At 54.1% G+C, this 12,771-nt stretch carries 14 protein-coding genes; 5 read left to right on the top strand and 9 right to left on the bottom strand.

The window, feature by feature from the left end; genetic code table 11:
- Positions 1 to 101 precede the first annotated feature (101 nt).
- The gene (locus MXMO3_RS04285) at positions 102 to 596 is read left to right on the top strand and encodes a GNAT family N-acetyltransferase (RefSeq protein WP_117396705.1); all 495 of its coding nucleotides are present in this window, start codon (positions 102 to 104) and stop codon (positions 594 to 596) included.
- On the opposite strand, the gene MXMO3_RS04280 is transcribed toward MXMO3_RS04285, so the two are convergent.
- From MXMO3_RS04280 to MXMO3_RS04245, 8 genes are all read right to left on the bottom strand, one after another.
- Entirely contained in the window at positions 577 to 1,287 is a 711-nt protein-coding gene (locus tag MXMO3_RS04280) for a DUF4386 domain-containing protein (protein WP_117395050.1), read from the bottom strand. The genes MXMO3_RS04285 and MXMO3_RS04280 overlap by 20 nt on opposite strands.
- A gap of 198 nt (positions 1,288 to 1,485) precedes the next feature.
- Positions 1,486 to 2,298 (bottom strand): CheR family methyltransferase, encoded by an 813-nt coding sequence (locus tag MXMO3_RS04275; protein WP_117395049.1) that lies wholly within the window; start codon positions 2,296 to 2,298, stop codon positions 1,486 to 1,488.
- Entirely contained in the window at positions 2,298 to 3,383 is a 1,086-nt protein-coding gene (gene cheB, locus MXMO3_RS04270) for a chemotaxis-specific protein-glutamate methyltransferase CheB (RefSeq protein WP_117395048.1), read from the bottom strand. Before cheB ends, MXMO3_RS04275 begins: the two co-directional genes overlap by 1 nt.
- 27 nt (positions 3,384 to 3,410) lie before the next feature.
- On the bottom strand, positions 3,411 to 3,776 hold the full coding sequence (locus MXMO3_RS04265) for a response regulator (RefSeq protein ID WP_027834929.1): 366 nt from the start codon (positions 3,774 to 3,776) through the stop codon (positions 3,411 to 3,413).
- A 16-nt stretch (positions 3,777 to 3,792) separates the two neighbouring features.
- Positions 3,793 to 4,248, bottom strand: a complete 456-nt coding sequence (locus MXMO3_RS04260; protein WP_036221849.1) for a chemotaxis protein CheW — start codon at positions 4,246 to 4,248, stop codon at positions 3,793 to 3,795.
- Complete coding sequence (locus MXMO3_RS04255) at positions 4,248 to 6,878, bottom strand: hybrid sensor histidine kinase/response regulator (protein WP_117395047.1); 2,631 nt, start codon at positions 6,876 to 6,878, stop codon at positions 4,248 to 4,250. The genes MXMO3_RS04260 and MXMO3_RS04255 overlap by 1 nt, the downstream gene beginning before the upstream one ends.
- A 131-nt stretch (positions 6,879 to 7,009) precedes the next feature.
- Positions 7,010 to 7,657, bottom strand: coding sequence for a histidine phosphotransferase ChpT (gene chpT / locus MXMO3_RS04250; protein ID WP_036222307.1), 648 nt, complete (start codon positions 7,655 to 7,657; stop codon positions 7,010 to 7,012).
- A 126-nt stretch (positions 7,658 to 7,783) separates the two neighbouring features.
- A complete protein-coding gene (locus MXMO3_RS04245; RefSeq protein WP_117395046.1) occupies positions 7,784 to 8,314 on the bottom strand; it encodes a YHS domain-containing (seleno)protein in 531 nt (176 codons plus the stop codon).
- A gap of 134 nt (positions 8,315 to 8,448) precedes the next feature.
- On the opposite strand from MXMO3_RS04245, the gene MXMO3_RS04240 reads away from it, so the two are divergent.
- Together MXMO3_RS04240 and MXMO3_RS04235 are read left to right on the top strand one after the other, a co-directional pair.
- Positions 8,449 to 9,021 carry a DUF1134 domain-containing protein gene (locus MXMO3_RS04240; RefSeq protein WP_117395045.1) on the top strand — a complete coding sequence of 191 codons (573 nt, stop codon included), beginning with the start codon at positions 8,449 to 8,451 and terminating at the stop codon, positions 9,019 to 9,021.
- A gap of 156 nt (positions 9,022 to 9,177) precedes the next feature.
- Positions 9,178 to 10,326 carry a coiled-coil domain-containing protein gene (locus tag MXMO3_RS04235; RefSeq protein ID WP_162889127.1) on the top strand — a complete coding sequence of 383 codons (1,149 nt, stop codon included), beginning with the start codon at positions 9,178 to 9,180 and terminating at the stop codon, positions 10,324 to 10,326.
- Positions 10,327 to 10,335: 9 nt separating this feature from the next.
- Here the strand turns inward: MXMO3_RS04235 and MXMO3_RS04230 are convergent, their stop codons facing one another.
- A complete protein-coding gene (locus tag MXMO3_RS04230) occupies positions 10,336 to 10,692 on the bottom strand; it encodes a DUF6476 family protein (protein ID WP_117395043.1) in 357 nt (118 codons plus the stop codon).
- Between MXMO3_RS04230 and MXMO3_RS04225 the strand changes: the two genes are divergently transcribed.
- Together MXMO3_RS04225 and rpoH are read left to right on the top strand one after the other, a co-directional pair.
- Positions 10,691 to 11,719: an RluA family pseudouridine synthase gene (locus MXMO3_RS04225; protein ID WP_117395042.1), complete on the top strand. Its 1,029-nt coding sequence runs from the start codon at positions 10,691 to 10,693 to the stop codon at positions 11,717 to 11,719. The two genes, MXMO3_RS04230 and MXMO3_RS04225, sit on opposite strands and share 2 nt — an antisense overlap.
- A 168-nt stretch (positions 11,720 to 11,887) precedes the next feature.
- On the top strand, positions 11,888 to 12,760 hold the full coding sequence (gene rpoH, locus MXMO3_RS04220) for an RNA polymerase sigma factor RpoH (protein ID WP_027834935.1): 873 nt from the start codon (positions 11,888 to 11,890) through the stop codon (positions 12,758 to 12,760).
- The last annotated feature ends 11 nt before the right edge of the window (positions 12,761 to 12,771 follow it).

Below are 12,771 nucleotides of genomic sequence, written 5' to 3'. Positions count from 1 at the left end.
CTTCGGCGGGGTTTATTTTTGGGCAATTCTCACTTCCCGTAACCCAAAGCCTGTGCAATATGGGACCAAATTTGTATCCCCAGACACAAGCATTGACCGAAATGAATAAGCCCCTCCCCGCGCGATTGAGCCCGGATAGCCCTCTTTTTCCCGACGTCCTAACCTTAATTCAAGACGCCTTCGCCTATATGGCGCCGCGCATTGACCCGCCCTCATCGATGCATCGCCTAACGGTTGAAAGCATCAAAGAGCACTGCGAGACTGGCGAAGTTTGGGTGATCGGCGATCGGCCGGATGCGTGCATCTTTTTGCGCCCCAAAAGTGATTGCCTCTATATGGGCAGGCTCGCGGTGCGCGAAGACATGCGCGGCAAAGGGCTGGCCAAGTCCCTTATTCAACTGGCCGAACAGCGGGCAGTCGAACGCGGCTTCGCCGTTCTGGAGCTGGAAACCCGCATTGAGCTTACGGAAAATCACCGCACCTTTGAGCGGATGGGCTTTGTCAAAACCGGAGATGGTACCCACGAGGGTTTTGATCGGCCGACCTACATTATCATGCGCAAGCCGATCGCCAAGCCTATGCCATCAGCCGATTGACCGCGTCCTGATCAAAGCCTTTGATCACCAGCCATAACCCCATCACCATTTCCTGTGGCGCCAGCACCATCTGCAAATAAAAGCCGATGCCATTGTCCAAATGGAAGAAATGCAGCAGCGCATAGGCCATATAGGGCACCACACCGACAAAGCCCCAGATGGACAGCCAACGCGGGATCAGCTTTGTGCGATAAAAGGAAATATAGAGGCAGGTCGCCCCGATCAGAAACGCGATGGTGCCGACTGGGCCGAGAAAGCTTTGAAATTCATAAAGGACCTGACCCATGGCCTGCAAAGCGGTCGAATTGTCGCCAGCCGCCAAATATTGATGGCCAAGCGCCACAAGGGTGAGCAAGGCCAATACCGAAATCATATAATATGTGCCTTCAAGCGCCCCGCGAAACAACACCATGCCCATGGCGAGCTCGAAACTATCTCGTCTGAAAAGCGGATAAAGAAAGATTGTCATCGCCACGAGCGAAAGACCCATCATCAGGATGAAAAAAGCCCCGACATTAATCTGTGACGCGTTTTCTGCGACCGTGGCGAGAAAATCAGGCGTCGAAATCGGTGTGCTGGATACAATTGACGAGACCACTTCGCCGCCAAAGACCGCACTGCCAATGCCAAAAACAGTGCCCAGAAAATAAAGCCCACCTGCTGCGGCGGCATTCATTCGATAAGTACTCATTTGAATATAAGCCAACCCGCGCGGGCCAGCCTCCTCCCTGTGCCCAAATAACCGTCGGCGGCCTCCGCCAACTTTATCAGCATAACAAGGGGTCAAAGACGCGCCTTGAGCTAGCGCAAGTCCACAATTTGAGCGCCGCTATTTGCAGGGCTATCGCGCCCATGTGCACCAGATGCGCGACGAACTGCAGCCGCGGATTTATTCGGGGCGACGAAACACCATCGGCAAATTGGGGTCAGGTTTGAACTGATCACTCACGCCCACCAGCGTTTCTGATGCGCCGAGCACCAAGGCGCCACCCGGCGGCAACTGCCGCGCCAGATGTGTAAGGATCTGCCGTTTGGTCTCAACATCAAAATAGATCAACACATTGCGACAAAAGATGGTGTCGAACTGGCCGAGCCGCGCCGGGTTGTGCAGCAAATTGTGAACTTCAAACTGAACCATGTGCTGCAAAACGGGCGCGATCTGCCATTGCTCATCAATTTTGGTAAAATGTTGCACCAATTGCTGGGCCGACAAGCCGCGCTGCACTTCAAATTGGGTAAATAGACCCGATTTGGCCCGCGACAGCGCCGTTTGACTCAAATCGGTGGCGACGATCTCCGCCCCCTGATGCAGCCAGGAATGTTTTTTGGCCGCCAGGATCATCGCCAAGCTATATGGCTCCTGCCCCGTGGCCGCTGCCGCACACCAAATCCGCACCTTTCGATCCTCGTCCCGCGCCCGCGCAATTGCCTGCGGCAACAAAGCCTGCTCAAACGCATCAAACGGTTTTTGATCGCGAAAAAAGAAGCTCTCATTGGTCGTCAGAGCATCGATGACCGCTTGTTGCACCTCGCCCATGGCTATCGGCAAGCTGGCGGCCAAAGCATCAATATGCGCAAAGCCGAACCGCTTCACCACAGCCTCCAGCCGCGCCTCAATCATATAAATCTTGTTGGCGGACAGCTGAATGCCCGCTTTTTGCTGCATAAACCGGGCAATGATCGCCACGCTTTGCTCAAGCATCAGGCGCGCCCCGCCATCTGGGTTTGGCCTTGCAACAAGCGATGCAACACATCGCCCATTTGCGCCAAACTCACCACCTGTTGGACACTCCCATTGGCCACCGCCGCGCCGGGCATCCCCCACACGGCAGACGAGTCCTGATCCTGCGCCAACACAACGCCACCAGCTTGCCGAAGGGCCAAGGCCCCTTCGGCGCCATCGCTGCCCATGCCCGTCAGCACCAACACGGCCCCTTGTGGGCCATAATGGGCGGCAAAACTTTTCAAAAACGGGTCTGCTGCCGGACGGCAAAAATGCTCTTGCGGCCCCTGATCCAAGGTAAGGCACAACCCGGCGGCCCGCTTTGACAAGCGCATATGAAAATCGCCGGGAGCGACATAAAGGTGGCCCGCTGCAACAGGCTGTTCATGCACCGCCTCGCCGCCAGCGTAGTGACTGAGATCGCATAAATCCTTGGCCAATAATGGGGTGAAATGTGCTGGCATATGTTGCACCACAAATACGCTGAGGTGACGCGCAAAGGGCCGCAAATGTGGCATAAGCTGAGACAGCACAGGTGGCCCGCCAGTGGAGGCAACCAGCGCAAGCCCCGTAATGCCATGGCTGTGCTGAATATTTGCCGACTGCTTCGCCGTCCCTGCGCGACGTTGGGGCCTTTTTGGCCCCAGTGCACGCAGCTTTGCCAACAAATCACGTTCAAATTCGTCTCGCGAAATCGAGCCGCTTCCCGGTTTCGCCACATAATCGGTGGCACCCAAGCTCATGGCTTGCAGCGAGATTTTAGCGTTGCGGGTGGAAAGCGTGGAGGCCACCAAGATCTTGCCTTTCGGCACCGCTTGCAACAGATGCGGCAATGCCGTCATCCCGTCCATCACCGGCATTTCCAAATCCAACACAATCAGGTCGGGTTGCACCTTGCGCGCCAATTCAATCGCTTCCGCGCCATTGGCGGCGGTGCCCACCACGCACAGCCCCGCCTGCGCCCCGATCCAGCGACGCATCAGCCCACGCACGACCGCAGAATCATCCACAAGCATCACCCGTGCCGCGCCCGCCTGCCCGGCGGTCGGTTCATGACCATCCATTCATGTGCTCCAAATTGGGCCGTTGCCCTAGTCTTGGTACAATCCCAAGAACTTGCCTTCCAGGATCTCACGATCAAAAGGCTTCATCATATATTCATCGGCCCCGGCTTTCAGCGCCATGGCGATGTGGCCAATGTCGTTTTCGGTTGTGCAAAACACAATCTTTGGCATTTCGCCGCCGACATAGGACCGCAATTTCTTTAAAAATTCGAGGCCGGACATCACCGGCATATTCCAATCCAGCAAAATTGAATCAGGCATATTCTTGGCGCACTTTTCAAAGGCTTCTTTGCCGTCTTCGGCTTCATCAACCTCAAATCCGATTTCTTCCAAAATCCGGCGCGCAACTTTGCGGATAACAGTGCTGTCATCTACAATTAGGCAGGTTTTCATAAAATCTTCCCCCAAATTACGCGCAGTGCATCAAATCTTGCGATAACATGCTCTTTATCATGCCATCGACTTCCAAAATAGTCATTAACCGCCCCTCATGCCGCACGGTTCCCCGCGCGAAACTGGCCAAAACCGGATCAATATGGTGCGGACAAGGCTGCACCTGATCCCGCGCCAGCGAGACGACGTCGCGAACACTATCCACTAAAAATCCATACGATTCGTTTAAATATTGAACATTTATCATCAAACTTGCCGCTTTTTCCCCCTGTTTGCCGCCCAAAATCTGACCAAGATTGAGCGCCAACACAATACGGCCGCGCAAATTTAAAACTCCGGCGACAATTGATGGTGCTTTGGGCACGGGTGTCAGCCCATCTAATTTATGCACATCGCTTACCCAGGTCACATCCATACTCAGGAGTTGACCGCCAACTTCAAAACAAACCACTTGCATCTGATCAACGTCCATTATGCCACCTCCCGATCGAGCCGATTGCGCATTTGTGCCAAAGCATCATCCAGCTGCGCCCGATCATTCTTGGCGATATAAGCAGACATGCCCAAGGCCTTGGCCTGATCGCGCGCCCGCGGTTCATCATATGAGGTCAAGGCAATGATCGGCGTTTGCGCCGCATGGGGGGCATTGGAAATGGATTTGGCCAATCCAAACCCATCCATGCGCGGCATTTCAATGTCGGTCACGATCAAATCATAACGCTCGCCGCCTTCAACCCGCTCCATCGCTTCCACGCCATCATGACACACGGTGACATCAAAGCCGGCGCTTTGGAAAATGGGCACCAGCATATTGCGGAAAAACGCACTATCCTCAGCATAAAGCAGCTTTTGCCGCTGCGGCGTGGCTGTTTGTCCCTGACGCTCAAACAGTTTGGGATGTTCCTGCGCCATAAAATAGGCCAGATCCAAAATCTCAGTGGCTTTGCCATCCAAAATCGCGGAGCCGAGATACCCCAACCCGGCGCCGTCCAAATCATAATGTTGCGGTGCAAGACAGATATCCAACACTTGATCCACCACAATGCCGAGCAAAAACCCGTGATCTTCGAAAACCAGGAGTGGCTTTTGCCGAACCGATGCGCGTTCCGCCTCTGATAAGTCGCGCAAAAAGATGATGGGCATCAACCGCTCAGTATATTGCAAGGTAGATCGCCCGCCCACTTGCTCGATCTTATTTAACTCCACCTGCTCCAACCGATGGATCAGCGACAGCGGCACCGCCTTGCGCCCCGCGCCATCGAGATTGAAACACAACAGTTCGATCTGGGTATTTTGCACGCTGTCTTGCGCTTGTTCAGCATGGGTTGCTCCATGATCAACCAATTCGCTCTGCGTGACTTGGGCGGCCAAGCCTTGCGCATCCAAAATCATGATCACACTGCCATCGCCAAGAATGGTCGTGCCGGAAAAGTGCTTAAGCTCTTTAAGCGCCCCAACCATTGGCTTCACCACAATTTCTTCCGTGTGGAACACCGCATCCACCAACAAACCAAATCGGAACGAGCCAATTTCCAACACCACAACAAAGCCGCCATCGGTGCCCGGTCCTGTTGCCGCGCCAAGCGCCTCGTCCAGCCGCAATATCGGCAAAAGCTGATCACGCAGCTGCAAAACAGGCACGCCGCTGACCTGTTCGATCTGCACCTCCGCATCGGAATGATGCCCCTTAACCGCATTGGCTGGAGACACGCGCACCAGTTCGCGCACGGCCCGTTGCGGCACCGCGAACCGCTCATCATGGCTGGCAACAATTAACGCAGGCACAATCGCCAGGGTCAGTGGTATATTCAGGCTCACCAAGGTGCCTTCACCGGGCGCCGACTGCAAATCGATGGTGCCGCCGATCATTTCGATATTGGTGCGCACCACATCCATGCCGACCCCGCGCCCGGATACGCTGGTCACCGCCTGCGCGGTCGAAAAACCGGGATGGAAAATCAATTGATGTGCTTGGCTATCGGTCATCCCGTCGGCATCTGCTGGCGTGATCAACCCGCGCTCCAACGCTTTTTGCTTGAGCTTTACCGCATCAAGGCCGCGTCCATCATCACGGATTTCAATGATGATCTGCCCCCCTTGATGAAAAGCATTCAACTCGATCCGCCCCGCCTCCGGCTTGCCTGCCTCGGTGCGGTCCGCAGGTGGTTCAAGCCCATGATCAGCGGCATTGCGGATCATATGAGTGAGCGGATCTTTAATCTGCTCCAACACCTGTCGATCCAGCTCGGTTTCCTCACCGCTCATCTCCAAATGGATTTGCTTGCCCAACTCCTTGCCCAAATCACGCACAATGCGCGGCATTTTCTGCCACAGTGCCGAAATCGGCTGCATCCGGGTTTTCATCACCCCGTCTTGCAATTCCGCAGTCACCGAACACAGGCGCTGCAAAGGCGTGTGATATCTCGCATCTTCATGCTCGCGGCTCACCGCCATCAACTGATTGCGGGTCAGCACCAGCTCCGACACCATGGTCATCAACTGCTCGAGCACGCCCAACTGAACCCGAATGGCCCCTTGAGCCGGTGCGGTCGGCTTGCCCATTTCTGGCGCGGTCAAAGCATTTTGCGGGTCGGTGTCCATTTGCGGTGTTTCGGGCAAAGCATCATCCGGCCCCGGCGCATTGCGAAACGCCTCTTCCAGCGGGTCCAGCGGCATATCACTTTCGAAAGGTGCTTGGGGGCCAAACTGATCTTCCTGCGCGTCAGCCCCCTCTGCCAAGCCGTTAAGCGCATCAATAAGCGCCTGATCATCCCCCGCAGGCTCCGCCCCCGCATGGGCTTGCATATGGTCCAACTGCGCTTTGATCTGGTCGATAACGTGCAAAATGGTGCTGACACCATCTGCAGTGGGCGGCAGCCCGTCGCGATAACGGCCCATCAGATTTTCCGCCGCATGGGTCAACGCTTCCATCCGCGGCAGCTCCAAAAAGCCGCATGTGCCTTTGATGGTATGAACCAACCGGAAAACCTGGCGCAAAATGGCTTGATCGCTCGGCGCCTGCTCAAATGCGACCAGCGCCGCATCAATCTGCTCAAGGCTTTCGCCTGTCTCGACAATAAAATCGCTAAGTAACTCGTCCATGAGGATACACCGGCAAAAATCATACAAAATAGATGATCAGCCTGCGCCAGAACGGTTAATGAGGGATTGAAAAAACGGCCCCTAAGTAGTCGTACTTAGGGGCCGCGAAATCTTTTCGGTGGTGCTAAAGCCTAGCCGGCATATGCATCAAACTCGACCGCTTCATCCACAAGTTCCAGCCGAATTTTGAGCCCACTCTCCCGCGCCAAAAGGCCGGTATAAAAGGGCTGGATCACTTGGGCATCCACGCGCCCATCTTCCGGCGTGCCGTTCAACAATGCCACATTTCCACGTGGAATAAAGGTCTTCGGGCCCGTCGCACGGATCTTAAAGCCTTTATCTTCCGGCGACGCATCATCAAGGCTCACCACGATATTGCCCCCGCGCGGCACAGCGCCCGCAGCAATCAACAGCATGTTCAGCAGCAGCTTGACCTTGTTTTTGGGCATCAAGACCGGCTCGATCTGCCATTCAATGTCTGCTTTTTCGCCCTCCATATACCCAAGGGCAACTTTTTCCGCATCGCGAGTATCAATTTCAGTGCCTTGAGTTGAGGAAGCACCAAAAGCCAGCCGCGCAAATTCCAGTTTTGAACGGGCCTGTTTGGCCGAATTGTTGATCAATTCTTGCGCAAACTCTGCCATTTCTGCTTGGTCTGGGTCGCCAAGCACCTCAAGACCATTGCCAATTGCCCCCACCGGACTAATCAAATCATGGCACACCCGCGAGCACAGCATGGCCGCAAGATCTGGTCCGCTCAATTGCACAATATCCGCCATTTTCATTCCTTAAAGCTGGTTGAACGCGCCAAATGCCTATGTTTGGTCGCGATTCGCTAGCCCCAAGTTTTACCTGCACACAAACGCGCGGCAACACTGAATACTGAAAATCTTGAGATTTTCCCCTTAACGACGCGCCAAACGAACCTTTAGGCCGTCCCAATTTTGAAGCGCATAGTTCAACATGGCCGCTTTTTCGACCAAAAACGCTTCACGATTGCCCGGGGAATAGAACAAATAAAGCCGCTGATTGTGAATGACATAGATGCGGGGATTGCCTTTTGACAAATAACCGCGCGCCACACCGGCGAGGCCATAGCCACCAAATTGCGGCGCATAGGATTCCGGCGACGACATAAACACACGTTTATTCGCCTCATTGGCAAAGAACCAAGAGACACCTTCCCACTCATATTCGTATTTTGGGGTGCCAGCCAGCGGGTCCTGCTCGGTGAAATAGCTCACCGGGTCCATGCCTTCAATGGCGGAACCGGACAAGGGATTGGTCACATAAATATCAAGGATAAATCGTTCTGTATTGGCCGCTGTCGGGGCCACAAGAAAGCCAAGGCTCAAAAGCAAAGAAAAAATGCCCCAAAGCCCTCTTATCGTTAATGTTTGTTTACCGAATTGCCGCATCATTGCCTTGATTTGCATCTATTCTGGTTGCAATCGGCACGATTCTACCAACAAGGGATGACGCCAAAGTTAATGCAACACTATTCTTTTGCATCAATACTTCGCCAAAGAAGGTTGGAGCAGCGGAAAAAGCTTAAAGGACTGCATGTGCAATGATTAAGCGCCTCGCTTTAGTACTCTCAATTCTTGTCACCTTCACCTTCGCGCCACTCGGCGCCAATGCGCAAACTGGCGCCTTGTCGGATAACTATTCGACCGACGAACTGGTGGATGCAGGTGGTCAATTCTTCGGCAAAGTATCGCAAGGCCTTGCCTCTGTGGTGGAACGCGCAGCGTCAAATTATGGCCTGCCAAACGGCTATATTTTGGGCCAGGAAGGCTCCGCCGCCCTGTTCGGTGGCGTGCGCTATGGCGAAGGACAGCTTTACACCAAGAACGCCGGCAACCACTCGCTCTTCTGGCAGGGGCCAACCCTTGGCTTTGATATTGGTGCCGATGGTTCCAAGGTGATGATGCTGGTTTATAATTTGCCATCCACCAATGCCATTTATGGCCGCTATCCTGGTGTGGAAGGCTCCGCCTATATGGTCGGCGGCCTCGGCATGACCGTTATGAAGTATAAAGACGTATATATCGTGCCAATCCGCTCCGGCGTTGGCGCCCGTCTTGGGGTGAATGTTGGCTATCTCAAATTTACCCAACAGCCCACATGGAATCCCCTATAAGCGCTTGAGCGCTCTTCACATTCTCTCAGGTCACTGTAGTTAACTATTTAGCAACATAGTGGTGACCTGAGCTGTTATTTCTTGTAAACTGCACCATATAAGATTACGTCAATGGAGCGTACGCAAAGTCCGCGTGCTGCTTCAGGGAGTTGGTGCATGTTAATCGAGAATTTGATGTTTGCCGCACTTGGCTTTTTGTGTGCATCAATTCTTGCGCTCCTTATCATGCCGTCTGTTTGGCGCCGTGCTGTGCGCCTCACCAAGCGCCGCATCGCCGCTGCAACCCCCGTTACCCTCACCGAGTTTAAGGCTGAAAAAGACCAACTGCGCGCAAAATATGCTTTGGATATGCGCAAGCTGGAACTGCAACTTGACGATTTGCGCAACAAGCGCGCAGCGCATTTGCACGAACTCACGGAAATGCGCGAAACGCTGGAACTGCAAACCCGCGAATATGATGAAGCCATCTCCATTGCAGATGAAATGGAAGATCGCAATGAGAGCCTGCGCGATCAGGTACGTGCCTATGAGGTGGAAACCACCAACCTGTCACAGCGGCTGCGCGCCCGTGAACGTGACCTAGCCGACAAAATCCAGGAATTGGATGAGGCACGCGCCGTGGCCAACATTGCCAATTCCGCCACCATCTCAGCATTCAACGATGCCAAAATGACTGGTGATTATGACCGCGACACCGGCAATTTGATCAATGCTGTGCAAGTGCAAAAGCAACGCGCCGATAATCTTGAAAAACGCTTTCAAGCCAGCGTGGAGCAGATCAAGCAGATTAAGGCCAAATACAAACTCTCCGCCGAAGACTTGCTGGACAATGGTATTCCTGACCTGATTGACGAGGCCGAGGCCCAAATTCGCATCACGGCGGAACGCTTCAAGCGTATTTCTGAAGAAGGATTGCGGGACGAAGAAACCGCCCGCCCACAGCCTCAGGAAGCGGCGCCGACTTTGGCCTCAGAGCTTTCACTTGAAGATGAACTGAACGATATTGGCGGCCGCATCAAAGACATTGAAGAAGATATTTTGGCCAATTTTGATGCCCCAAATGGCGATCATGATGCCCTGCGCCGTCGCCTTGAGGACCTCGCCGTAGATGTGAGCCACATCGTTTATGCCAATGATGCAGACGCGCCTGAAGAGCACGAAGAAAGCCTATTTGACCGCGTGCGCAAATATGCCGATGAAGGCCTTGAAGAGTTGGACACGCCTAAACCCGCAAGCGAGGACACCCGCTCAGGTCGCGTGTCTGATCGCATGGAGGCGCTCAAACGCGTCGCTGGCCAACAATAAATCGGCCGACTATTCAGCAATCTCTGGAGTAAAACGAATATCGCGGATCACGTTGCCCGTTTTCGCATCCACGATGCGCACCACTGTTTCTCCCTCAACATCCAAGGTGAGTGTGATGGTGCCGGATTGGGCGACAGCGTTGCGCACTTCAGCCCCTTGGGGCAGCGCGATTGACTGCGCCTGATATTGATCGGCGCTAGAATTTTGCATCACGCGATAGACAAGTGCGCCCGCAACAGCGATAAAGCCCACCAACATTATCATGATCGACACACCGAAGGACCGCCGCGCCCGGTTGATCACCGCCTCGGCTTCTGGCGTAAGCTCTTCTTTGGGTTGATCAGTATTAGGACTATTATTCGTCATGACCGCAGACTCCTCGGACGCGCAAGACACGCTAAACTTTACCGTCACCCCCGAATGGGTGGGAAAACGGCTGGATGTGGTTGTGGCCCATTTTGCGCAGGATATCAGCCGCTCTCGCTGCCAAGATCTGATCCGCCAAGATGCGCTCACCATTGATGGCGCGACCATAAGCGAGCCGAAATACCGCGTCAAACAAGATCAACAGATCAACTTGATTTTACCCCCACCTGTTGATGCCGCTCCCCTCGCCCAAAATATCACCTTGGATATTTTGCATGAGGACGATGCACTGATCGTGATCAACAAACCGGCCAACATGGTGGTGCACCCGGCCCCGGGGTTGGATGAAGACACATTGGTCAACGCCCTGCTCTATCATTGCGGCGACAGCCTCGTCGGCATTGGCGGCGTTAAGCGCCCTGGCATCGTGCATCGGCTCGATAAAGACACAACGGGTGTCATCGTGGTGGCCAAAACCGAGCAGGCACACAATCACTTGGCCGCGCAATTTGCTGATCATGGGCGCACGGGACCGTTGGAACGCGAATATATCGCATTGGTGTGGGCCGAGCCGCGCCCGCCCAAAGGCCGAATTGAAACCCAAATTGGACGCGACCCCAAAAACCGCACAAAGCAGGCTGTGCTTAAAGAAGGCGGCCGCAACGCCATCACCCATTTTAAGCTCGACCATGTTTTTGGCGGTCATAAATGGACGGTTGCGCGCGTCAAATGTCGTCTCGAAACCGGGCGAACCCACCAGATCCGCGTGCACATGACCCATATTGGTCACCCCCTTTTGGGTGACGCCACTTATGGCATTGGCATGGAAAGCAAGATACGCAATCTGCCCATGCCCGCGCAACAGGCGCTGAAGGCGCTCAACCGGCAAGCGCTGCACGCCGCATTGTTGGGCTTTGAGCACCCCGTTACCAAGGAAAAAATGGTGTTCACCGCGCCGCTGCCTAAAGACATGTCAGAACTTGAATCTGCGCTTTCAGCGGCGTCTGAAGATGATTTTTCACAATAAATACAAATTTGCATGATATTTTTTCAACTTTAGGGGATGAAATACCCTATATCGAACCTATATAGTGAACGAGCTAATTGATTTTCCGCGTGTTCGAGTTCGAAGCGCACAATTGCTGTTTGATGCGCAAAGCATAAATGGCGATCATGGTAGGAGTGAGGGTGCTTTATGGCCCAGTCTAATTTGCCGACACTGACATCCGATAGTGGATTGTCACGCTATTTGCAGGAGATCCGCCGGTTCCCAATGCTGGAACCTGACGAGGAGTTTATGCTCGCCAAACGCTATAAAGAGCATGAAGACCCTGAAGCAGCACAAAAACTCATCACTTCACATTTACGCCTCGTGGCGAAAATCGCCATGGGGTATCGCGGCTATGGCCTGCCCATTTCTGAAGTTATTTCCGAGGGCAATGTCGGCCTGATGCAGGCGGTGAAACGCTTTGAACCGGATAAAGGCTTCCGCTTGGCCACCTACGCCATGTGGTGGATCCGCGCCTCCATTCAAGAATATGTCTTGCGCTCCTGGTCATTGGTGAAAATCGGCACCACGGCAGCGCAGAAGCGTTTGTTCTTTAACCTGCGCAAAGTGAAGGGCCAATTGGCCGCGCTTGAAGATGGCGCGCTGCACCCGGATCAAATCAAACAGATCGCCACCACCCTTTCGGTTTCCGAAGATGAAGTGGTGTCCATGAATGAACGCCTCACGGGCGACGCTTCGCTGAACGCGCCCATGCGCTCTGACGAAGGTGCCTCACAATGGCAAGACTGGTTGGTGGACGAAGCCCCCAGCCAGGAAAAAGTGCTCGGCGACAGCCAAGAATTTGACGAACGCATGCAATTGCTGAAAGACGCAATGAATGTGCTCAATGAGCGGGAGCAAAAAATCTTTGAAGCCCGCCGCCTGAAGGAGCCCCCTTTAACGTTGGAGGAGCTGGCGCAGGAATTCGACGTTTCTCGCGAACGCATCCGCCAGATCGAAGTGCGCGCGTTTGAAAAAGTGCAAGCTGAAGTTAAGCGCGCCATGCTGGAAAACGCCTAACCCAACGCCAA

Source organism: Maritalea myrionectae, from assembly GCF_003433515.1.
GTDB lineage: Bacteria > Pseudomonadota > Alphaproteobacteria > Rhizobiales > Devosiaceae > Maritalea > Maritalea myrionectae.
This window is presented reverse-complemented; position numbering and strand designations above follow the sequence as displayed.

Coding starts and splice junctions, on each gene's coding strand:
- MXMO3_RS04285 (WP_117396705.1), top strand. CDS start 102: ATGAATAAGCCCCTCCCCGCGCGATTGAGCCCGGATAGCCCTCTTTTT.
- MXMO3_RS04280 (WP_117395050.1), bottom strand. CDS start 1,287: ATGAGTACTTATCGAATGAATGCCGCCGCAGCAGGTGGGCTTTATTTT.
- MXMO3_RS04275 (WP_117395049.1), bottom strand. CDS start 2,298: ATGCTTGAGCAAAGCGTGGCGATCATTGCCCGGTTTATGCAGCAAAAA.
- cheB (WP_117395048.1), bottom strand. CDS start 3,383: ATGGATGGTCATGAACCGACCGCCGGGCAGGCGGGCGCGGCACGGGTG.
- MXMO3_RS04265 (WP_027834929.1), bottom strand. CDS start 3,776: ATGAAAACCTGCCTAATTGTAGATGACAGCACTGTTATCCGCAAAGTT.
- MXMO3_RS04260 (WP_036221849.1), bottom strand. CDS start 4,248: ATGGACGTTGATCAGATGCAAGTGGTTTGTTTTGAAGTTGGCGGTCAA.
- MXMO3_RS04255 (WP_117395047.1), bottom strand. CDS start 6,878: ATGGACGAGTTACTTAGCGATTTTATTGTCGAGACAGGCGAAAGCCTT.
- chpT (WP_036222307.1), bottom strand. CDS start 7,657: ATGGCGGATATTGTGCAATTGAGCGGACCAGATCTTGCGGCCATGCTG.
- MXMO3_RS04245 (WP_117395046.1), bottom strand. CDS start 8,314: ATGCAAATCAAGGCAATGATGCGGCAATTCGGTAAACAAACATTAACG.
- MXMO3_RS04240 (WP_117395045.1), top strand. CDS start 8,449: ATGATTAAGCGCCTCGCTTTAGTACTCTCAATTCTTGTCACCTTCACC.
- MXMO3_RS04235 (WP_162889127.1), top strand. CDS start 9,178: ATGTTAATCGAGAATTTGATGTTTGCCGCACTTGGCTTTTTGTGTGCA.
- MXMO3_RS04225 (WP_117395042.1), top strand. CDS start 10,691: ATGACCGCAGACTCCTCGGACGCGCAAGACACGCTAAACTTTACCGTC.
- MXMO3_RS04230 (WP_117395043.1), bottom strand. CDS start 10,692: ATGACGAATAATAGTCCTAATACTGATCAACCCAAAGAAGAGCTTACG.
- rpoH (WP_027834935.1), top strand. CDS start 11,888: ATGGCCCAGTCTAATTTGCCGACACTGACATCCGATAGTGGATTGTCA.